Below are 18,424 nucleotides of genomic sequence, written 5' to 3'. Positions count from 1 at the left end.
CCGACACGTGACGCTGCGATTCTCCACGGCCGGCCGGAAACAATGTTGCGGCGCGACATAAACCTTAACTGTGATGCGGGAATTGCGAAAAAATTGAACTGCGGAAGGGGGTTATCAGCCGTCACCCCAAGAAAATGCGTGCGAATGCGAATCAGTCTCACTATAACGGCAGGATCGTTTCGCGTTCGGGGGAGTTCGTTGCCGATGCCCAATCCGCTTCTTCCGCTTTCCTGCGGGTTCGCCGCGCTCCTGTCCGCGGGTGCCGCGCTGGCGCAGGAGGCCGGCGCACCCGCCGCGGACCCCGCCATCGCGGTGCCGGCTGCCGCTCCCGCCGTCGCCCCGATCGCCGCCCCCATCGCCAACGCCATGCTGCCGCACGACCTGTCGCCGTGGGGCATGTTCATGGCCGCCAGCCCGGTGGTGCAGGCGGTCATGGTCGGGCTGGCGCTGGCCTCCGTGGCGACGTGGACGGTCTGCCTCGCCAAGGCGCTGGAGCTGTCCTCGGCCCGGCGCAAGACGGCCGCCGCGCTGCAGGCGCTGGAGCAGGCCCGTTCGCTGACCCAGGCGGCGGAGCAGGTGGGCTTCGACAAGGGGCCGGCGGCGTCGCTGCTGCGCGCCGTCATCGCCGAGGCGCACCAATCGGCCGACGCGCCATCGCGCGAGGGGCTGAAGGAGCGTGCCGCCTCGCGCCTTGAGCGGATCGAGGCGGCGGCCGGGCGGCGCATGACTCGCGGTACCGGCATCCTGGCCAGCATCGGGTCGACCGCCCCCTTCATCGGCCTGTTCGGCACGGTGTGGGGCATCATGACCAGCTTCATCGGCATCGCCAAGACGCAGACCACCAACCTCGCCGTCGTGGCGCCGGGCATCGCCGAGGCGCTGCTGGCCACCGCCATCGGCCTGGTCGCCGCCATCCCGGCGGTGGTCATCTACAACGCCTTCTCGCGCTCCATCGGCAACTACCGCGCCCAGCTGGGCGACGCCTCGGCCGCGGTGCTGCGCCTCTTGAGCCGCGACATCGACCGCCACGCGCTGCCGCGCGCCTCGGCCGCGGAGTAAGCTGCCATGGCCGCCCGCCTCGACCATGGCTCCGACGACCTTTCCGAGAACCACGAGATCAACGTCACGCCGTTCATCGACGTCATGCTGGTGCTGCTGATCATCTTCATGGTGGCGGCGCCGCTGGCGACGGTGGACGTGCCGGTGGACCTGCCGGCCTCGACCGCGCAGCCCAACCCGCGCCCGGACAAGCCGCTGTTCCTGACCATCCAGGCCGACAAGACGCTGTCGGTGGGCGACGCGCCGGTGGCGCGCGAGGCGCTGGGCGCGGCGCTGGACGGGGTGACGCACGGCGACAAGGGCACCCGCGTGTTCCTGCGCGCCGACCGCACCGTGGACTACGGCGAGCTGACCGAGGTGATGAACGCGCTGCGCGCCGCCGGCTACCTGAAGGTGGCGCTGGTCGGGCTTGAGGGTGCGGCCGCCGGTGCCGGTGCGCAATGAGCGTGGTGGCCTTGGTGGATGAGGATCGCCGCGATCCGATCCTGACGCGCTGGGGCGGCAGCCTTGCCGTGGTGCTGGGCGCGCACGCGATGGTCGCCGCCGCGATGCTGACGTGGCGCATGCCGGTGGAGCCGGTGCAGCCGCCGCCCGCCGCGGTGATGATCGACTTGGCCCCCATGCCGCAGGCCCCGCCGGCCGAGCCGCAGGAGACCCCGCCGGAGCCACTGCCGCCGCAGCCCGAACCGCTGCCGGAACCGCCGCCCCCGGAACCGGTGGTCGAACCGATTCCCGAACCGGTCCCGGAGCCGCTTCCGGAACCCATCGTCGAGCCGCTTCCCGAACCCTTGGCGGAACCGCCGCCGGTGGAGGCGGAGGTGACGCTGCCCGAGCCGCCGCCCCCGCCCAAGGTGAAGCCCAAGGACAAGCCGAAGCCGCAGCCGCCGAAGGTGGAGCGCCCGAAGCCCGAACCGGCGCCCCGGCCCACGCCGCCGGCCGCCGCGGCGCCCGCCTTGCCGGCCCCGCCGGCCCCGGTCGCCGCCGCCCCGGCGCCCGGCCCGGTGTCGACGCAGACCAGCCGGGCGGTTCCTACGTGGCAGGGCCTCGTTCTGGGCCACCTGGAACGGCACAAGCGCTACCCGCGCTCGGCCCAGGTGCGCCGGCAGGAGGGGGTGGCGCAGGTGCGTTTCGTCATCGACCGGCAGGGCCGGGTGCTGTCGGCGCGCCTGGAGAAGAGTTCCGGCCACGAGATCCTGGACGAAGAGACCGTGTCGCTGGTCGAGCGCGCCTCGCCACTGCCGGCGCCCCCGCCGGAGATGCCGCAGGAGCGGATCGAACTGGTCGTGCCGGTACAGTTCTTCGTGCGGTGAGCGTGCAGCCGAATAACCCAGGATCACCCTCAGTTATTGCGAACGAGAATTATTCGCAGATTCCGGTTGCGCGATTGTGACAGAATGATAATAAGAATTATTCGCATTCTATGGAACTTCGGATTGGGGGATCCACGTGTCACAATCGCTTTCCGGCGCACTTTCGGGCGTTAAGTCCGCCCGGGCCTCGCGCCAGATCCTCGGCGCTTCCACCCTGGGCTTGGCGCTCAGCTTCGCCGCCGCCCCGGCCGGCGCGCAGACGGCCGCCCAGAATCCGGCCGGCGCCACGCAGCTGCCGTCCATCTCCGTCGAGGGGCAGGGTGCCGCCGACGGCTACAAGGTCGACCAGCTGCAGTCGCCGAAGTACACGGCGCCGCTGGTCGACACGCCGCGCTCCGTCACCGTGATCCCGCAGGAGGTGATCACCGAGCGCGCCTCCACCTCCCTGGCCGACATCCTGCGCACCACGCCGGGCATCACGCTGGGCTCGGGCGAGGGCGGCAACCCGATCGGCGACCGGCCGTTCATCCGCGGCTTCGACGCCATGACCGACACCTTCATCGACGGCATGCGCGACACCGCCGCGCAGTCACGCGAGGTGTTCAACCTGGAGCAGGTGGAGATCGCCAAGGGTCCCGGCTCCGCCTACACCGGGCGCGGCGCCACCGGCGGCAGCCTGAACCTGGTCACCAAGACGCCGAAGGCGCAGAACTTCATCGCCGGTTCGGTGGCGCTGGGCACCGACATGACCAAGCGCGTCACCGGCGATGTGAACCGCGTGGTGGCCGACGGCGTGGCGCTGCGCCTCAACGCCATGTTCCATGACGCCGACGTGGCCGGCCGCAAGGACGTGGAGGTCAGCCGCTGGGGCATCGCGCCGTCGCTGACGCTGGGCCTGAACGGGCCGACGCGGGCGACCTTCAGCTACTACCACATGCAGACGGACGACATCCCGGACTACGGCCTGCCGTACGACCCGCGCACGGGCAAGCCGGTGGACGTGCCGCGCGACACCTTCTACGGCCTGAAGAACCGCGACTTCCAGAAGGTGACGACCGACAGCGGCACGATCCGGCTGGAGCACGACATCTCCAGCTCCTTCACCATCCGCAACACCACGCGCTACACGTGGTCGGAAAACCGCTACATCGTCACCAACCCCGACGACACGCGCGGCAACGTGGTGCGCGGCCTCGTCTGGCGCTCGCCCAAGTCGCGAAACGCCGACACCTGGTCGCTGGTCAACCAGACCGACCTGGTGGGCGAGTTCACCGTCGCCGGCTTCAAGAACAGCGTCGCCACCGGCATCGAGTTCAGCCGCGAGAACACCCGCAACCGCGCCTTCGCCGTGCCCAGCGGCAGCAGCACCTGCCGCACCACGGGGGCCGGCACCGGCTACAACTGCACCAGCTTGTACACCCCGAACCCGGACGACCCGTGGTCGGGCAACATCACGCCGGCCACCACCTTCACCCGCACCACCACCGACACGGCATCGGCCTACGCCTTCGACACCATCGAGCTGTCGCCGCAGTGGTCGATCAACGTCGGCCTGCGCTTCGACAGCTATTCGACGGAGGTGGCGCCGACGAATCTGAAGAACGACTCGCGCTTCCTCAACTACCAGCTGGGCGTGGTGTACAAGCCGCTGCCCAATGGCAGCATCTACGTGTCGCACGGCACGTCCTCCAACCCGTCGGGCGAGACGGCGGGCGAGGGTACGGCGAGCCTGTCCGCCACCAACGCCAACATCGATCCGGAGCAGAACCGCAGCTTCGAGATCGGCACCAAGTGGGACCTGCTGAACCGCAAGCTGTCGGTCACCGGTGCGGTGTTCCGCATCGAGAAGACCAACGCCCGCGTCACCAACCCGCTGGGCGGCGACCAGCTTCTGGTGGGCGAGCAGCGCGTCGACGGGTTCGAGGTCGGCGTGCAGGGCAGCATCACCGACGCCTGGAAGGTCTTCGCCGGCTACACCTTCCTGGACAGCAAGATCGTCAACGGCGGCCCGGCCCGCGTGAACGAGGGCAAGGAGTTCCCCAACACCGCCCCGCACAGCTTCAGCCTGTGGAGCACGTACGAGCCGGCCAAGGGCGTCACCGTCGGCGGTGGCGCCTTCTACATGGGCCGGCGCTATGGCGATGCCGCCAACACCAAGGAGGTGCCGCCGTTCTGGCGCTTCGACGCCATGGCCTCCTACCAGGTGACGGAGAACGTGAACGTCCAGCTGAACGTCCAGAACATCTTCAACGAGCGCTACTTCGACAAGCCCTACACCACCCACTTCGCCACGGTGGCGCCGGGCCGGTCGGCCCTGCTGACCACCAGCTTCAAGTTCTGACCGCGACGGAGCAACGCCCCCGCCCACACAGGGCGGGGGTACCTTAGCCATGCCCCCGCACCATGGTGCGGGGGCACCTTAGCCAGGGGGACCGACATATGCTGCTGACCATTCCCGACGTCCTGACCAGAGATCAGGTCGCCTACTGCCGCGAGATCATGGACCGAACCGAGTGGGTGGACGGGAAGGTCACGGCCGGACACCAGTCCGCGCTGGCCAAGAACAACATGCAACTGCCGGAGGGCAGCCCGGCCGCGCGCGAGATCGGCGACATCATCCTGAACGCGCTGTCCGCCAACCCGCTGTTCGTCGCGGCAGCCCTGCCGCTGAAGGTCTTCCCGCCGCTGTTCAACCGCTATTCCGGCGGGCAGTCGTTCGGCATCCACGTGGACAACGCCATCCGCCTGATGCGCGGCAGCGACTTCCGCATCCGCAGCGACCTGTCGGCGACGCTCTTCTTCTGCGATCCCGAAGACTACGACGGCGGCGAGCTGGTGGTGGAGGACACCTACGGCGAGCACCGGGTGAAACTGCCGGCCGGGCACATGGTGCTGTACCCCTCCACCAGCCTGCACGAGGTGACGGCGGTGACGCGGGGTGCCCGCGTCTGCTCCTTCTTCTGGATGCAGAGCATGGTGCGCGACGTGGGGCAGCGCACGCTGCTGTTCCAGCTGGACGCCACCGTCCAGCAGCTGGGGGCGGAGAAGGGCCACAAGGACCCGGCCGTCGTGCAACTGACCGGCATCTACCACAACCTCGTCCGCCGCTGGGCGGATACCTGACACGGCCGGCCAGGGGACGACCGCCATGACGACTGTTCACCGCACGCAACGGCTCTGGTACCGCGCACTCCAGCAGATCCACCTGTGGGTCGGGCTGCTGCTGTGCCTGCCGCTGGTCATGCTGGGCATCACCGGCTCCATCCTGGTGTTCGAGCACGAGCTGGAGGACCTTTTCGCCGCCCCGCCGGCCTACACGCTGACGGCGGGGGAGCCGAAGCCGCTGGCCGCCATCGTCGACGCGGCGCGCGCCGCCGCACCCAAGGACCTGTCGCCCGGCATGGTGATCCTGCCGGAGGCAGCGGGCGAGCCGGCCACCGTGCGCCTGATGCCGGCCGGCCGAGGCGGCCCCGGCCCGGGTGGGCAAGTGATGCTGATCGACCCGGTGTCGCTGACCGTGCTGGAGACCAAGGCGCCGACCGCCGGGCTGATGCGGCAGATCTTCCTGCTGCACGCCAACCTGCTGGCGCCCAGCCGGACGGGCCGCGAGATCGTCGGCTGGCTGGGCGTGGTGATGCTGGTGCTGGGCGTCAGCGGCCTTGTGCTGTGGTGGCCGCGGCAGGGCCGCTGGAAGGCTGCCTTCACCGTGAAGCCGGGGGCGCGCGGCGTGCGCCTGCACCGCGAGCTGCACGGCGCGGTCGGCATCTGGTCGCTGGTGGTCTTCATGGTGATCAGCTTCAGCGGCGTCTACCTGGCCTTCCCGCAGACGCTGGGCGAGGCGATGTCGTCCGTGTTCCCGGCCCGCGACCTGCGCGCCAACGTGAAGGTCGAACCGGTGCGGGGCGCCGCGCCGGCCGACGTGGACACGGCGGTGGCGCTGGCCAGGGCCGAGGTGCCGGACGGCGAGCTGCGCATGGTCGGCCTGCCGGCGCGGCCCGACCAGCCCTACCGCGTCACCCTCGCCCCGCCGGGGCACGAGCACGGGGCGCCGATGATCGCGGCCTTCGTCGATCCGTGGGCGAAGCGCGTCGTCGAGGTGCGCGACCCGCGCGGCTATTCGGTGGGGGAGGTCATCATGGGCTGGCAGCGCCCATTGCACGGCGGGCAGGGGTTGGGCTGGACCTGGAAGATCCTGACGTTCCTGTCGGGCGTCCTGCCGCCGCTGTTCGCGGTGACGGGGACCTACATGTGGCTGCTGAAGCGCCGGGCGCGGCGGGCGCAGGATGCGCAACGGGCCGCGGCGCGGGCGGGGGCGGTGTAACGCCGCCTCACCGCCTCCCCAGCGCTGCGCCGTCCCGGTGCACCTGCTTGCGGCAGTCGGCGAGGATGTTGCCGACGGTGACGCGCTCGCGCTCGTCCATGGTCAGCTGCCAGCGCGCCTTCACCGCCACCCAGTCGACCACGTAGCGGCACAGCTCGTCATCGTCCGGGGGCAGCCATTCCTCCGGTCCCTTGGAGCCCTTGGCGCGGTTGGCGGCGGCGGAGACCACCACCAGCGTGCGCGGGTCGGTCATGTCGTTGGCGAAGGCGGCGCGGCGCGCCCGGTCCCAGGCGTGGCCGCCGCTGTTGTGCGCCTCCTCCAGCGGCACGCGGTGGTCGACGTCGAGCGCCTTGGGATCGCGGAACTCCTCGCCCGTATAAGGATCCAGCCAGCGGCCGCGCACCACCCGGCAGCCGTCGGGCGACAGCTGGGCGGGAACGATGCTGTCGCGGATCAGCGCCTCCTCCCGCGTGTTCAGGCAGCTTCCCTGACGCTCCAGCCAGTGCGGCCAGTCGTCCCGTTCGTAGCCGCGGCGTGCTTCCGGCTCCACGCGGATCTGCGTCAGCCAGGCGTCGACCTGGGCGTAATCGATGCGCGGGCCGGTCGGCGCCACCGGCGGCACGCGGCGGGCCACCGCGTCGTGCTTCTCGGGGCGGCGGCGCGGCTTCTCCTCCTCCAGGCCCAGCATCCGCGCGACCGTGCCCGTCGGCAGGACGTCGATGCGCTCCAGCAGAAGCGCGCCGCCGATCAGCGCCAGGACGACCAGCAGCCCGCCCAGCGTCAGCGGCCGCCGCGACCGCCCCGTTCCGGGGATCCTCCCACGCCCGACCATCCCATTCCTCACCATATTCCTGTATGCCCGTGCCTGCCGTGTCGCGGCCCCGACGTCAACCTCCCTGAAGAGAATGCGGCGACATTCCGACGCGGCCCCCCGATTCCGGCACTTTCGGCTGACATAGCGCATAATGCCGTCCCCAAAGCGTCGTATACTCCCCCCAATCGGATCGCTTCGCGGGGACGGAGCCCATGGATCGCACGGCAACGACGATCGACCGCACGGGAGAGAAAGGCGCAGTGATGCGCCGCGACGGCCTGGATGCCCTCATCGCCGCGCTGCACGGCGAGGGGTACGAGGTGATCGGGCCGCGCCCACGCGACGGCGCCATCGCCTACGAGCCCGTCGACTCGACGGCCGACCTGCCGGTCGGGCGTGCGGACGAGCAGGACGGCGGGCATTACCGGCTGGTCGACGGGCCGGCGGGTGCCCTCTTCGCCACCACGGTCGGCCCTCACACCTGGAAGCGTTACCTGTACCCGCCGCGCCAGACGCTGTGGTCGGCCAAGCGGACCGGCAGCGGCTTCGCGGTGATGCCGGAGGATGCGGCGCCACCGCGCTATGCCTTCCTCGGCGTGCGGCCGTGCGAGCTTCGGGCCATGCAGGTGCAGGACCGCGTGTTCGGCGTCACCGACTTCCCCGGCCGCGACACCCGCACGCCGCAGTTCACCGACACGGGCTACGCCCGCAAGCGCGCCGGGACCTTCGTCATTGCGGTCAACTGCGGACGCGCCGGCGGCACCTGCTTCTGCGTGTCCATGGACGGCGGGCCGAAGGCGGACGGCGGTTTCGACCTCGCCGTCACCGAACTTCCCGGCGAGGACGGGTACACCTATCTGGTCGAGGCGGGAAGCGAACGCGGGGCGGAGCTGCTGGACACCCTGCCGGCCCGGCCGGCCGAGGCCGCGGACATGGCTGCGGCGCAGGCCGTCACCGACGCCGCCGCCGTGCAGATGGGCCGGGAGATGGTGGCGGACGCGCCCCGCCTGCTGGCCGACAACCTGGAGCACCCGCGCTGGGAGGAGGTGGCGAAGCGCTGCCTGTCGTGCGCCAACTGCACCATGGTCTGCCCGACCTGCTTCTGCTCGACCATGGAGGACGTCACCGACCTGACGGGCGCGGAGACGCGGCGCGAGCGGCGGTGGGATTCCTGCTTCACCATCGACTTCTCCTACATCCACGGCGGCAGCATCCGGCAGAGCACGGCGTCGCGCTACCGGCAGTGGATCACCCACAAGCTGTCCACCTGGCACGAGCAGTTCGGCACGTCGGGCTGCACCGGCTGCGGCCGGTGCATCACCTGGTGCCCGGTCGGAATCGACATAACCGAGGAGGCCCGCGCCATCCGCGACGACGTCGCCGCCTCGGCCAACGAGGGGGGAAGGTGACATGGTCGCGATCGAAGGCCTCGGCCGGCTGCTGGCCGAACACCCGTTCTTCAAGGACATGCAGCCGGACGTGCGCGACATCGTTGTCGGCTGCTGCGCCAACGCGCACTACCGCCCGGGCGAGTTCCTGTTCAAGGAGGGCGGGCAGGCCGACCACTTCTACCTGATCCGCGAGGGCAGCGTGGCGGTGGAGGTGCATGCCCCCGGCCGCCCCGGCGTGGTGGTGGAGAACATCGGCGAGGGCGACATCATCGGCTGGTCCTGGCTGGTGGAGCCGTACCGCTGGACCTTCGACGCCCGCGCCACCGACCAGGTGCGCGCCATCACCATCGATGGCGCCTGCCTGCGCCGCAAGATCGAGGCGAACCACGAGCTGGGCTACGAACTCTACCGCCGCTTCATCCCGATCATGGGGCGCCGCATCGCCGAGGCGCGCCTGCGCATCGTCGAGCTGACGGTCGACCCATACGCGGGTTGACCGGGTCCCTGATGGGAGGGAGCGTGATGGGAGGAAGCGCCATGACCGTTGCCGTCCTCGACCGCGAACAGGCCGCGGCGCCGGACCCGATGCTGACGCGGCCGTTCCGCATCGTGCGGCGGATCGCCGAGGTCGACGGCTGCTTCACGCTGCACCTGCGGGCGGAGGACGGCAGCCCCTTCGCCTACCGGCCCGGCCAGTTCAACATGCTCTACGTCTTCGGCGTGGGCGAGGTGGCGATCTCCATCTCCGGCGACTGCCGCGACCTGACGACGCTGGTGCACACGGTGCGCGAGGTCGGCACGGTCACCAAGGCGATGGCCAAGCTGAAGCCCGGCGACGTGATCGGCGTGCGCGGCCCCTTCGGCACGCCCTGGCCGATCGAGGAGTCCTACGGCAACGACATCCTGTTCGTGACCGGCACCATCGGCTTGGCGCCGCTGCGCCCGCTGATCTACGAGGTGCTGCACCGGCGCGAGCATTTCGGCAAGGTGGTGCTGTGCTACGGCTCGCGCGGGCTGCACGACATCCTTTACGAGAAGCTGCTGCACCAGTGGCGCGGCCGGTTCGACATGCAGGTGCACGTGACGGCGCACTCCGCCCCCGCCGGCTACCGCGGCCGGGTGGGCAGCGTCGCCGGCCTCGTGAAGATCGCCCGCTTCGATCCCGAGCACACCACCGCCTACGTCTGCCGGTCGGAAACGATGACGCGCCCGGCGGTGCAGGCGCTGCACGACCGCGGCGTCACGTCGGAGCGCATCTACGTGACGCTGGAGCGCAACATGAAATGCGCGGTCGGCTTCTGCGGCCATTGCCAGATGGGATCGTCCTTCATGTGCAAGGACGGGCCCGTCTACCGCTACGACACCATCGAGAGCATCTTCTCCTTGCGGGAGCTGTAGCCATGGCCGAGGTGAGAAGACCCAAGCTGGCCGTCTGGAAGTTCTCGTCCTGCGACGGCTGCCAGTTGAGCCTGCTCGACTGCGAGGACGAGCTGCTGGCCGTGGCCGGCGCCGTGGAGATCGCCTATTTCCTGGAAGCCACGCGGGTGGAGATCAAGGGGCCGTACGACGTCTCGCTGGTCGAGGGCTCCATCACCACGCCGCACGACGCCGAGCGCATCCGGAAGATCCGCAAGCAGTCGAAGGCGCTGGTCACCATCGGCGCCTGCGCCACGGCGGGCGGCATCCAGGCGCTGAGGAACTTCCGCGACGTGGACGGCTTCATCCGGGCGGTCTACGCGCACCCGGAGTTCATCGACACGCTGGCGACCTCCACCGCCATCCAGGACCACGTGAAGGTGGACTTCGAGCTGCGCGGCTGCCCGGTCAACAAGTACCAGCTGCTGGAGGTGCTGAACGCCTTCCTGAACGGCCGCAAGCCGGTGGTGCCGACGCACAGCCAGTGCGTGGAGTGCAAGATGGCCGGGACCGTCTGCGTGACGGTGGCGCACGGCACGCCCTGCCTTGGCCCGGTGACGCAGGCCGGCTGCGGCAACCTGTGCCCCGGCCACGACCGCGGCTGCTACGGCTGCTTCGGCCCGAAGGAGACGCCGAACACGGCGAGCCTCGCCAGACACATGCTGGAGTTGGGCATGGAGCGCCGCGACGTGGCGCTGGCCTTCCGCTCCTTCAACGCCAACGCCGAGGCCTTCCGGCTGGAGGGGGACGCGCATGACCATTGAGCCGCAGGCCACGTCGGCCGCCCGCACCATCAAGGTGGACGCGCTTGCCCGGGTGGAGGGCGAGGGGGCGCTGACCGTCCGCGTGAAAGACGGCGTCATCACCGACGTGAAGTTCCGCATCTTCGAGCCGCCGCGCTTCTTCGAGGCGCTGCTGCAGGGGCGCCCGTATTCCGACGCGCCGGACGTCACCGCGCGCATCTGCGGCATTTGCCCGGTCGCCTACATCATGGGATCGAGCCAGGCTATGGAGGCGGCGCTGGGCGTTGAGGTCGGCGACGCCATCCGCCGCGTGCGGCGGATGATGTACTGCGGCGAGTGGATCGAGAGCCACGTGCTGCACGCCTACCTGCTGCACGCGCCGGACTTCCTGGGCTGCCAGGACGCGTTGCAGATCGCCAAGACGCACCCCGGCGTGGTCGAGCGGGCGCTGCAGCTGAAGAAGTTGGGCAACCAGATCCTGGAGGTGGTCGGCGGGCGCGCCGTGCACCCGGTGAACACGAAGGTCGGCGGGTTCTATAAGGCGCCACGGAAAGCCGAGGTGCGCGCCTTGGCGGAGCCGCTGAAGCGCGCGGTCGAGGATTCGCTGGCCACCGTCAAGCTGTTCGCCGGGCTGGACTTCCCAGCCTACGAATACGACTACACCTTCGTGGCGATGCACCACGAACAGGACTACGCGATCGAGCGCGGCCGGCTGATGTCCAACCGGGGGCTGGACATCGACATTTCGGAATTCGAGGAGCATTTCGACGAGGAGCACGTCCGCCACTCCAACGCCCTGCATGGGGTGATGAAGGACGGCAGCGGCCCCTACATGGTCGGCCCGCTGGCCCGCTACGCGCTGAATCACGAGCAGCTGTCGCCGCTGGCCAAGCAGGCGGCGAAGGAGGCCGGGCTCGGTACAATCGTGCGCAACCCGTTCCAGAGCATCGTCGTGCGCGCCGTGGAGACGCTGTACGCGTGTGAAGAGGCGCTGAAGATCGCCGAGGCGTATGAGGAACCGGACCCGCCGTCGGCTTCCATCGAAATCAGGGCCGGGCGAGGCCACGGCTGCACCGAGGCACCGCGCGGCCTCTGCTGGCACCGCTACGACCTGGACGGGGAGGGGCGCATCCTCACCGCCCGCATCGTGCCGCCGACCTCGCAGAACCAGAAGCAGATCGAGCGCGATCTGTGGGGCGTGGTGCAGGCCAACCTGCACCTGCCCGACGAGGACCTGAAGTGGCGCTGCGAGCAGACGATCCGCAACTACGACCCCTGCATCTCCTGCGCCACGCACTTCCTCAAACTGACCGTGGAGCGGGAGTAGCGCGCGTCACCAGCCAGATGCCCGCCGCCACCGGCACGATGCCGATCAGGTCCCAGGGCTGCACGGCCTCGCCCAGCAGCAGCCAGCCGAAGGCGAGGCCCAGCGGCGGCATCAGGAAATGGTACGCGCTGGCCGCCGTCGCCGTGGTGCGGGTGAGCAGCGCGTACCACAGCAGGTGCGCGCCGATCGACACCACCAGCACCATGTAGACCAGCGACACCGCCAGTGACGCGGTGACGTTGACCGCCCCCGGATCCTCCAGCAGCAAGCCCACCGGCACCAGCGCCAAGCCGCCGGCCAGCGCCTGCACGCCGCCATTCACCACCAGTCCGGCGGCCGGCGCGAAGCGCTTGTACAGCAGCGAGCCCGCCACCATCGCGACCAGCGAGCCGACCGCCAGCAGGATGCCGCCGGGGTCGTCGGCGCCGATGCCCAGCCGCCCGCGCACGATCAGCGCCACACCCAGCACGCCCAGCGCCAGCCCCGCCGCCTTGCGCCATGTCAGCGCTTCACCCAGCAGCAGGGCCGCGGCGCCGGCCGTCAGGACGGGGGCGGAACTGACGATGATGGTGACCAGCCCCGACGACACCGTCTTCATCGCCGTGAAGCTGAGCCCCAGGTAGAGCGCGGTGTTGACCACGCCCAGCGCCGCCAGCACCGCCCAGCCGCGTCCGTCCAGCCGCCGCAGGTGGCCGAGCATGGCCGCCGCCGCCAGCAGCACCCCGCCGGCCAGCAGGAAGCGCGCGCCCAGGAACAGCAGCGGCGGCGCGTCGAGCAGCCCGATCTTTCCCACCGCGAAGGCCGAACTCCAGCCCAGGCAGAATGGCACCACCATCGTCAGCGGCGCCGCCGGCCGCCGATCCTCCATCGCTTCGCTGATCGCCGTCATTCCGTCCTCCGTCGTCTGTCGTTGCTGGGATGAGGCTATGCGAGAGGCTTTTCATTCGGAAATGAAATGGTATGATGGAATTCATTCGAAAAATGGATGCTCCCCGATGGCCGAACTGGACCTGACGCTGCTGCGCACCTTCGTCTCGGTGGTGGAGACCGGCGGCTTCACCCGCGCGGGCGAGCGCGTGCATCGCACCCAATCCACCATCAGCCAGCAGGTGCGCCGGCTGGAGGAGTCGCTGGGCGTGGCGCTGCTCGATCGCGGCACGCGCTCCGTGGAGTTGACCGACGAGGGGGAGCGGCTGCTGGCCTACGCGCGGCGCATGCTGACGCTGAACGACGAGGCGCGCGCGGCGCTGTCCGGCGGGCGGGAGACGGTGGAGGTGGTGCGCCTGGGCGTGCCGGAGGATTACGCGGTGGACCGGCTCCCGCGCCTGCTGTCGGCGTTCGCGCGGCGCAACCGCAGCATTCGCCTGGATGTGCGCTGCGACATCAGTGCGCGCCTGCGCGCCGCCTTCGAGACGGGTGACCTGGACGCTGCGCTGCTGAAGCAGGAGCCCGGCCGCCCCGGCGCCACCGCCGTGTGGCGGGAGCCGCTGTGCTGGGTCGGCACGCCTGGGGAGGAGGTGCACAGGGAAGATCCGCTGCCGTTGGTGCTGTTCCCGCTGGGCTGCGTCTACCGGCACCGCGCGGTGCACGAGCTGGATGCCGCCGGCCGGCGCTGGCGGGTGGCCTATTGCAGCCCCAACCTGTCCGGCGTGCAGGCGGCGGTGACGGCGGGGTTGGGCGTCAGCGTGCTGGCGCGCTCGGCGGTGCCGGCGTCCGCGCGCGTGCTCGGGCCCGCGGACGGGCTGCCGCCGCTCCCCGATACGGAAATGGCGCTGCTGACCGCGGAGCACGCGGGCGACGGCGTGCGCCTCGTCGTCGAGATGCTGAAGCAGTCGCTGGTCGACCGGCTGCCGGTGGCGGAGGACGCGGCGTGAGCCCGCTCATTCTCGGTGTCGGCAACCGCTACCGCCGCGACGACGGCGTCGGCCCGGCGGTGGCCGACCGGCTGGCGGCGCTGGGCATCGCCGTGCGGGAGCACTCCGGCGAAGGCGCCGGGCTGATGGACACGTGGAGCGGGGCGGAGCGGGTGATCGTCGTCGACGCCACGCAGTCGGGCGCGGAGCCTGGGACGTTCGTGCGCCTCGATGCGGGGACGCAGGAGTTGCCGCGCGGCCTGTTCCGCTATTCCAGTCACCTGTTCGGGGTGGCGGAGGCCGTGGAGATGGCCCGCGCGCTGGGCCGGCTGCCGGGCGATCTGGTGATCTGGGGCATCGAGGGCGCCGAGTTCGGCTTCGGCGAGGATCTCACGCCGGCCGTCGCCGCGGCGGCGGACGAGGTCGCCCGCCGCATCGCGGCCGAAACGGGTGTCGGGTCGGTTACGCCGCCGCCCAGCTGACGGTCTGGCCGAGGCCGTCGAGCAGGCCGGTGCGGCAGGCCATGTTGAAGGTGGTGCGCGCCTTGGTCGGGTCGCCGATGGACACGCGGATGTCGCCGGCCCGCGCCGGATGATGGCGGCGGCGCACGCGGTTGCCGACCAGCTCCTCCAGCACCGCCAGCAGCATGTTGATGGACGTCGGGCGGCCGGTGCACAGGTTGAACACGCCGGCCCCGCGCGGCCGGCGCGCCATGGCGCCGGACAGGAAACGCACCACGTCGTCGACGAAGATGAAGTCGCGCACCTGCTCCCCGTCGCCGAAGATGTCCACGTCCTCGCCGCGCCCGACGCGCCGGGCGAAGATGGAGATGACGCCGGAGTAGGGCGAGTTCGGGTCCTGGCGCGGGCCATAGACGTTGAAGAAGCGGAAGCCCACCGTCGGCACCCCGTGGATCTCCCACGCCACGCGGGCGTGCAGCTCGCAGCCCAGCTTGTCGGCGCCATAGGCGGACAGCGGCTGCGCCGGGGTGTTCTCGCCCAGGGGCGTGTGCGGGTTGTCGCCGTACACGGCGGCGGAGGAGGCGTAGACCACCGGCACCGGCTCGCCGAAGCGGGCGGTGCGCGCCGCTTCGAACACCGTGACGGCGCCGGTCAGGTTGGTGCGGTGCGTCTCCGCCCACAGCTCGCGCGAGCGCTGGACGGAGGCGACGGCGGCCAGGTGGAACACGCCGTCCACGCCCTCGATGGCTTGGCGCACGGCTTCCGCGTCGGCCACGTCGCCGACCACGAGGCGGGCGCCGACGGGTTTGTTCTCCAGACGGCCGGTGGACAGGTCGTCGAGGATGGTGACGCAGTTCCCCTCGGCCAGCAGGCGGTCGGTCAGGTGCGATCCGATGAACCCGCAGCCGCCGGTGACCAGATAATGCGCCATCCCGCCGCCCTCCTTCCGGTTCCGCCGCAACGCCGTGCGGCATGGCAACCTTTGATAGGCGATCCGGCGGCCGTGGGACAAAACCTCTTCGGTGGGGGGCGGCGTCGCAGGGTGGGCAGCCGGTTGGGTGTCAGGTCTTCGGATGGCTGTGGACGTGCGGGGTGCCCCCGTGCCCGTGGCCGTGCCCCGAATGGTCGCGCTCCCCATGGGCATGGCTGTGGTGGTGCGACACGTTGATGTCGGCCGGCACGATGTTGAGCTGCCCGTGCCGCACGCCGCGTTCGGCCGTCAGGGAATCGGCGAAGGCGCGCACGGCGTCGGTCGGCCCGCGCAGCACCGTCACCTCCATGCAGTTGTCGTGGTCCAGGTGCACGTGCATGGTGGACAGCGTCAGGTCGTGGTGGTCGTGCTGCGCCTGGGTCAGGCGGCGCGCCAGCTCCCTCTCGTGGTGATTGAAGACGTAGCTGAGCGAGGCGATGCAGTGCTGTGCCTGCCCGTGCGCGAGCCGTTCGGCTTCCAACTCGGCGCGGATCAGGTCGCGCACGGCCTCCGACCGGTTGGCGTAGCCACGGCGGCGGATCAACTCGTCGAACTGGGCCAGCAGGTCCTCGTCCAGCGACACGGTGACGCGTTCCATGGTGCCCTTCTCCGGTTCGTTCCGCTCCCACGGTCCTGCATAGCACGCGCGGTCAGCGGATGGGAGCGAACCGGTGGTGTCCCCCCGTGCCGGGATCGAGGCACTGGTAGCGTGTCCCGTCGAGCGTGATCAGGGCGTCGGCACCGGCCCCCTCGGCGCCGGGCAGGGCGCAGGCCATTTCCCGCGCCGTGCAGTACCAGACCGGCGGTCGGGCGCGCACGGAGGGGCCGGGCCGGCATTTGCCGGATTGGCAGAGCGCGTTGGCCTCCGCCTCGCTGGCCGGCTTGGCGTCGGCGCAAACCCTACCATCCGGCAGCCCTTCATCCCTGGCAAGGGTGGGCACCGGCAGCAGTGTGAGGACCAAGAGCATGGCGGCTGTCCGCGTGCGGCGCATCCGGCCCTCCTCCCCGAGGGGGCGATCGACGCGGCACCGATTCTATCACCGGCCTCGGGAAGGGACGCCTTCAATAAGGGACAAGTCCTGGGACTTCGGGAAAGCTCCATGCCATGAAAGGGGGGCGAAGCACCCCTTTCATGGCCGTGCCCGTCAGTATCCGACCGGCGACGCATGGCTTCCCGAGAGCGCACTTCCGCCGTCTCCCGTGAAGCCGCCGCACGCAGCCACGCTCAGGCCGAATGCCAACAGAAACGCAAGGCGCGTCAACATGGCGGATCCTCCTGTGCTTTGCCGTGGACCAGAGCGACCCTGGAGCGGTCGCGGGAGGCCGCAAGCCACCTGTACCGATCGACGCCGGCGGGCATGCGGGCATGCCCGTCCGGCCTGGCCGCGGCGCGATGACCTGTCCAGGTGCGTCACATCGTGATTCGATGTGGATCCCCCGGCGTGCCGTCACCCAGTGGACAGGGGGTATGCTGCATCAGGTTGCGTGGCGTTGTGAGATGTTCTCGCCAACGCGCGCTTGCGTAGGAAGTTTTTGCAAAGCATCATACGGCCCAGCCGCCGGTTGCCGTTGGGAAACCGCCGGACCTTTCCAAACCGGGGACAAGGAAGCCTTCCATGACGCACGCCCACCGCCGGCTCGCCGCCGGTCTTGCCGCCGCTCTCGCCCTCTCCGCCGTGGCCGGCACCGCGCAGGCGCACACCTTCGGCGCCCACGACGCCGGTCTGGCGCACGGGTTCATGCACCCGCTCGGCGGCCTCGACCATCTGCTGGCGATGGTCACCGTCGGCCTGTGGGCCGTGCAGCGCGGCGGGCGCGCCCTGTGGCTGATGCCGGCCACCTTCGTCGGCGCCATGGCGCTGGGCGGCTACCTGGGTTTGGACGGCATCGGCTTGCCGGCGGTGGAACTGGGCATCGCCGCGTCGCTGATGGCGCTGGGCAGCGCCGTCGCCTTCGCCGTCCGCCCGCCGCTGGCGCTGGGCATGGCGGTCGTCGGCGCCTTCGCCGTGTTCCACGGTCACGCGCACGGCGCCGAGGTGCCGGAGGCGGCCTCGCCGCTGCTCTACGCCGCCGGCTTCCTGGCCGCCACGGTGCTGCTGCACGCCGCCGGTATCGCGCTCGCCGCGGCGGCGACGGCGCGCCCGCTGTGGGCTGGCCTGGGTGCCAAGGCCGTGCGCCTCGCCGGCGCCGGCGTGGCCGCCACCGGCCTGCTGCTGGTCGCCTGACCTCGCTCCATCGTCACGTTCTTGTCCCCCGCCGCCGGATTGCCGGCGGCGGGGATTTGCGGTAAGTTGAATCCATGGTCGAGACACGCCGCATCGCAGACTGGGGCAACGAGACCGTCCGCACCGACGTGGGCGGCGGACGCGTGCTGCCGCCTGGACCGCCGGGCGGCCCCGGTCGGGTCGGCGGGGCCGGGGGGCGGCAGAAGATCCCCACGGTGCGCCAGTTGGCCAGCCTCGTGGTCAACGGCATCCTGACGCTGCCGCGCAACTACCGCCGCGGCATGTTCCTGGACGTTCTGGCGTAGGGCCTTCAGGAAGGTCGGTACGAACGCGTAGGTTGGGTCTGGACCCAACATTCCTCGCATCGCCAAGGACGTTGGGTTTGCGGCTCGCGCTGTTCAGACCGGACACTTGGTTTACAGGTGTTCGGAGACATGGTTGACAGGTTGGACCGAACCGAGGCGATCGCGCAAGTCGACTTGCGCGATCGCCTCGGCGGCGAAATGGACGGTCCAGAGACCATCGGTCGCGGTC

General features: G+C 70.4%; 20 protein-coding genes. 15 read left to right on the top strand and 5 right to left on the bottom strand.

What is annotated here, in order from left to right:
• Positions 1-204: 204 nt before the first annotated feature.
• From exbB to VED21_RS10245, 6 genes are all read left to right on the top strand, one after another.
• Positions 205-1,059, top strand: a complete 855-nt coding sequence (gene exbB / locus VED21_RS10270) for a tonB-system energizer ExbB (protein ID WP_324882250.1) — start codon at positions 205-207, stop codon at positions 1,057-1,059.
• 6 nt (positions 1,060-1,065) lie between these two features.
• Complete coding sequence (gene exbD, locus VED21_RS10265) at positions 1,066-1,503, top strand: TonB system transport protein ExbD (RefSeq protein ID WP_324882249.1); 438 nt, start codon at positions 1,066-1,068, stop codon at positions 1,501-1,503.
• Positions 1,504-1,517: 14 nt separating this feature from the next.
• Positions 1,518-2,369, top strand: a complete 852-nt coding sequence (locus VED21_RS10260; RefSeq protein WP_324882248.1) for a TonB family protein — start codon at positions 1,518-1,520, stop codon at positions 2,367-2,369.
• Between the two features lie 136 nt (positions 2,370-2,505).
• Positions 2,506-4,710 carry a TonB-dependent siderophore receptor gene (locus VED21_RS10255; RefSeq protein WP_324882247.1) on the top strand — a complete coding sequence of 735 codons (2,205 nt, stop codon included), beginning with the start codon at positions 2,506-2,508 and terminating at the stop codon, positions 4,708-4,710.
• Positions 4,711-4,808: 98 nt separating this feature from the next.
• Positions 4,809-5,492 (top strand): Fe2+-dependent dioxygenase, encoded by a 684-nt coding sequence (locus VED21_RS10250; RefSeq protein ID WP_324882246.1) that lies wholly within the window; start codon positions 4,809-4,811, stop codon positions 5,490-5,492.
• A 25-nt stretch (positions 5,493-5,517) separates the two neighbouring features.
• Positions 5,518-6,690 carry a PepSY-associated TM helix domain-containing protein gene (locus VED21_RS10245; RefSeq protein WP_324882245.1) on the top strand — a complete coding sequence of 391 codons (1,173 nt, stop codon included), beginning with the start codon at positions 5,518-5,520 and terminating at the stop codon, positions 6,688-6,690.
• Positions 6,691-6,697: 7 nt separating this feature from the next.
• Here VED21_RS10245 and VED21_RS10240 read toward each other — a convergent pair whose 3' ends face one another.
• Complete coding sequence (locus VED21_RS10240; protein WP_324882244.1) at positions 6,698-7,522, bottom strand: HNH endonuclease; 825 nt, start codon at positions 7,520-7,522, stop codon at positions 6,698-6,700.
• A gap of 194 nt (positions 7,523-7,716) precedes the next feature.
• On the opposite strand from VED21_RS10240, the gene VED21_RS10235 reads away from it, so the two are divergent.
• From VED21_RS10235 to VED21_RS10215, 5 genes are read left to right on the top strand one after another with little or no spacing between them, the layout of a single operon-like run.
• Positions 7,717-8,913, top strand: coding sequence for a 4Fe-4S dicluster domain-containing protein (locus tag VED21_RS10235; protein WP_324882243.1), 1,197 nt, complete (start codon positions 7,717-7,719; stop codon positions 8,911-8,913).
• Between the two features lies 1 nt (position 8,914).
• Positions 8,915-9,391: a cyclic nucleotide-binding domain-containing protein gene (locus tag VED21_RS10230; protein WP_324882242.1), complete on the top strand. Its 477-nt coding sequence runs from the start codon at positions 8,915-8,917 to the stop codon at positions 9,389-9,391.
• Between the two features lie 41 nt (positions 9,392-9,432).
• On the top strand, positions 9,433-10,293 hold the full coding sequence (locus VED21_RS10225) for an FAD/NAD(P)-binding protein (RefSeq protein WP_324882241.1): 861 nt from the start codon (positions 9,433-9,435) through the stop codon (positions 10,291-10,293).
• 2 nt (positions 10,294-10,295) lie between these two features.
• Complete coding sequence (locus VED21_RS10220) at positions 10,296-11,075, top strand: oxidoreductase (protein WP_324882240.1); 780 nt, start codon at positions 10,296-10,298, stop codon at positions 11,073-11,075.
• Positions 11,065-12,381: a Ni/Fe hydrogenase subunit alpha gene (locus VED21_RS10215; RefSeq protein WP_324882239.1), complete on the top strand. Its 1,317-nt coding sequence runs from the start codon at positions 11,065-11,067 to the stop codon at positions 12,379-12,381. Before VED21_RS10220 ends, VED21_RS10215 begins: the two co-directional genes overlap by 11 nt.
• On the opposite strand, the gene VED21_RS10210 is transcribed toward VED21_RS10215, so the two are convergent.
• The gene (locus VED21_RS10210; protein ID WP_324882238.1) at positions 12,356-13,270 is read right to left on the bottom strand and encodes a DMT family transporter; all 915 of its coding nucleotides are present in this window, start codon (positions 13,268-13,270) and stop codon (positions 12,356-12,358) included. The two genes, VED21_RS10215 and VED21_RS10210, sit on opposite strands and share 26 nt — an antisense overlap.
• A gap of 106 nt (positions 13,271-13,376) precedes the next feature.
• On the opposite strand from VED21_RS10210, the gene VED21_RS10205 reads away from it, so the two are divergent.
• Positions 13,377-14,255 carry a LysR substrate-binding domain-containing protein gene (locus tag VED21_RS10205; protein ID WP_324882237.1) on the top strand — a complete coding sequence of 293 codons (879 nt, stop codon included), beginning with the start codon at positions 13,377-13,379 and terminating at the stop codon, positions 14,253-14,255.
• Positions 14,252-14,716 (top strand): hydrogenase maturation protease, encoded by a 465-nt coding sequence (locus VED21_RS10200; protein WP_324882236.1) that lies wholly within the window; start codon positions 14,252-14,254, stop codon positions 14,714-14,716. The genes VED21_RS10205 and VED21_RS10200 overlap by 4 nt, the downstream gene beginning before the upstream one ends.
• Here VED21_RS10200 and VED21_RS10195 read toward each other — a convergent pair.
• The 3 genes from VED21_RS10195 to VED21_RS10185 form a co-directional block, all read right to left on the bottom strand.
• Positions 14,697-15,626 carry an NAD-dependent epimerase/dehydratase family protein gene (locus VED21_RS10195; protein WP_324882235.1) on the bottom strand — a complete coding sequence of 310 codons (930 nt, stop codon included), beginning with the start codon at positions 15,624-15,626 and terminating at the stop codon, positions 14,697-14,699. The genes VED21_RS10200 and VED21_RS10195 overlap by 20 nt on opposite strands.
• Positions 15,627-15,756: 130 nt before the next feature.
• Positions 15,757-16,263: a nickel-responsive transcriptional regulator NikR gene (gene nikR, locus VED21_RS10190; protein WP_324882234.1), complete on the bottom strand. Its 507-nt coding sequence runs from the start codon at positions 16,261-16,263 to the stop codon at positions 15,757-15,759.
• 52 nt (positions 16,264-16,315) lie between these two features.
• The gene (locus VED21_RS10185) at positions 16,316-16,633 is read right to left on the bottom strand and encodes a hypothetical protein (protein WP_324882233.1); all 318 of its coding nucleotides are present in this window, start codon (positions 16,631-16,633) and stop codon (positions 16,316-16,318) included.
• Between the two features lie 648 nt (positions 16,634-17,281).
• Here VED21_RS10185 and VED21_RS10180 point away from each other — a divergent pair.
• The gene (locus tag VED21_RS10180) at positions 17,282-17,890 is read left to right on the top strand and encodes a HupE/UreJ family protein (protein WP_324882232.1); all 609 of its coding nucleotides are present in this window, start codon (positions 17,282-17,284) and stop codon (positions 17,888-17,890) included.
• Positions 17,891-17,964: 74 nt separating this feature from the next.
• Entirely contained in the window at positions 17,965-18,195 is a 231-nt protein-coding gene (locus VED21_RS10175; protein ID WP_324882231.1) for a hypothetical protein, read from the top strand.
• Positions 18,196-18,424 lie beyond the last annotated feature (229 nt).

The sequence above is a fragment of the Azospirillum sp. genome (assembly GCF_035627195.1).
Lineage (GTDB): Bacteria > Pseudomonadota > Alphaproteobacteria > Azospirillales > Azospirillaceae > Azospirillum.
The sequence above is the reverse complement of the archived record's forward strand: the minus strand, read 5'-3'. Positions and strand labels throughout refer to the sequence as shown.

Coding starts and splice junctions, on each gene's coding strand:
- exbB (WP_324882250.1), top strand. CDS start 205: ATGCCCAATCCGCTTCTTCCGCTTTCCTGCGGGTTCGCCGCGCTCCTG.
- exbD (WP_324882249.1), top strand. CDS start 1,066: ATGGCCGCCCGCCTCGACCATGGCTCCGACGACCTTTCCGAGAACCAC.
- VED21_RS10250 (WP_324882246.1), top strand. CDS start 4,809: ATGCTGCTGACCATTCCCGACGTCCTGACCAGAGATCAGGTCGCCTAC.
- VED21_RS10245 (WP_324882245.1), top strand. CDS start 5,518: ATGACGACTGTTCACCGCACGCAACGGCTCTGGTACCGCGCACTCCAG.
- VED21_RS10240 (WP_324882244.1), bottom strand. CDS start 7,522: ATGGTCGGGCGTGGGAGGATCCCCGGAACGGGGCGGTCGCGGCGGCCG.
- VED21_RS10235 (WP_324882243.1), top strand. CDS start 7,717: ATGGATCGCACGGCAACGACGATCGACCGCACGGGAGAGAAAGGCGCA.
- VED21_RS10230 (WP_324882242.1), top strand. CDS start 8,915: ATGGTCGCGATCGAAGGCCTCGGCCGGCTGCTGGCCGAACACCCGTTC.
- VED21_RS10225 (WP_324882241.1), top strand. CDS start 9,433: ATGACCGTTGCCGTCCTCGACCGCGAACAGGCCGCGGCGCCGGACCCG.
- VED21_RS10220 (WP_324882240.1), top strand. CDS start 10,296: ATGGCCGAGGTGAGAAGACCCAAGCTGGCCGTCTGGAAGTTCTCGTCC.
- VED21_RS10215 (WP_324882239.1), top strand. CDS start 11,065: ATGACCATTGAGCCGCAGGCCACGTCGGCCGCCCGCACCATCAAGGTG.
- VED21_RS10210 (WP_324882238.1), bottom strand. CDS start 13,270: ATGACGGCGATCAGCGAAGCGATGGAGGATCGGCGGCCGGCGGCGCCG.
- VED21_RS10205 (WP_324882237.1), top strand. CDS start 13,377: ATGGCCGAACTGGACCTGACGCTGCTGCGCACCTTCGTCTCGGTGGTG.
- VED21_RS10195 (WP_324882235.1), bottom strand. CDS start 15,626: ATGGCGCATTATCTGGTCACCGGCGGCTGCGGGTTCATCGGATCGCAC.
- nikR (WP_324882234.1), bottom strand. CDS start 16,263: ATGGAACGCGTCACCGTGTCGCTGGACGAGGACCTGCTGGCCCAGTTC.
- VED21_RS10185 (WP_324882233.1), bottom strand. CDS start 16,633: ATGCTCTTGGTCCTCACACTGCTGCCGGTGCCCACCCTTGCCAGGGAT.
- VED21_RS10180 (WP_324882232.1), top strand. CDS start 17,282: ATGACGCACGCCCACCGCCGGCTCGCCGCCGGTCTTGCCGCCGCTCTC.
- VED21_RS10175 (WP_324882231.1), top strand. CDS start 17,965: ATGGTCGAGACACGCCGCATCGCAGACTGGGGCAACGAGACCGTCCGC.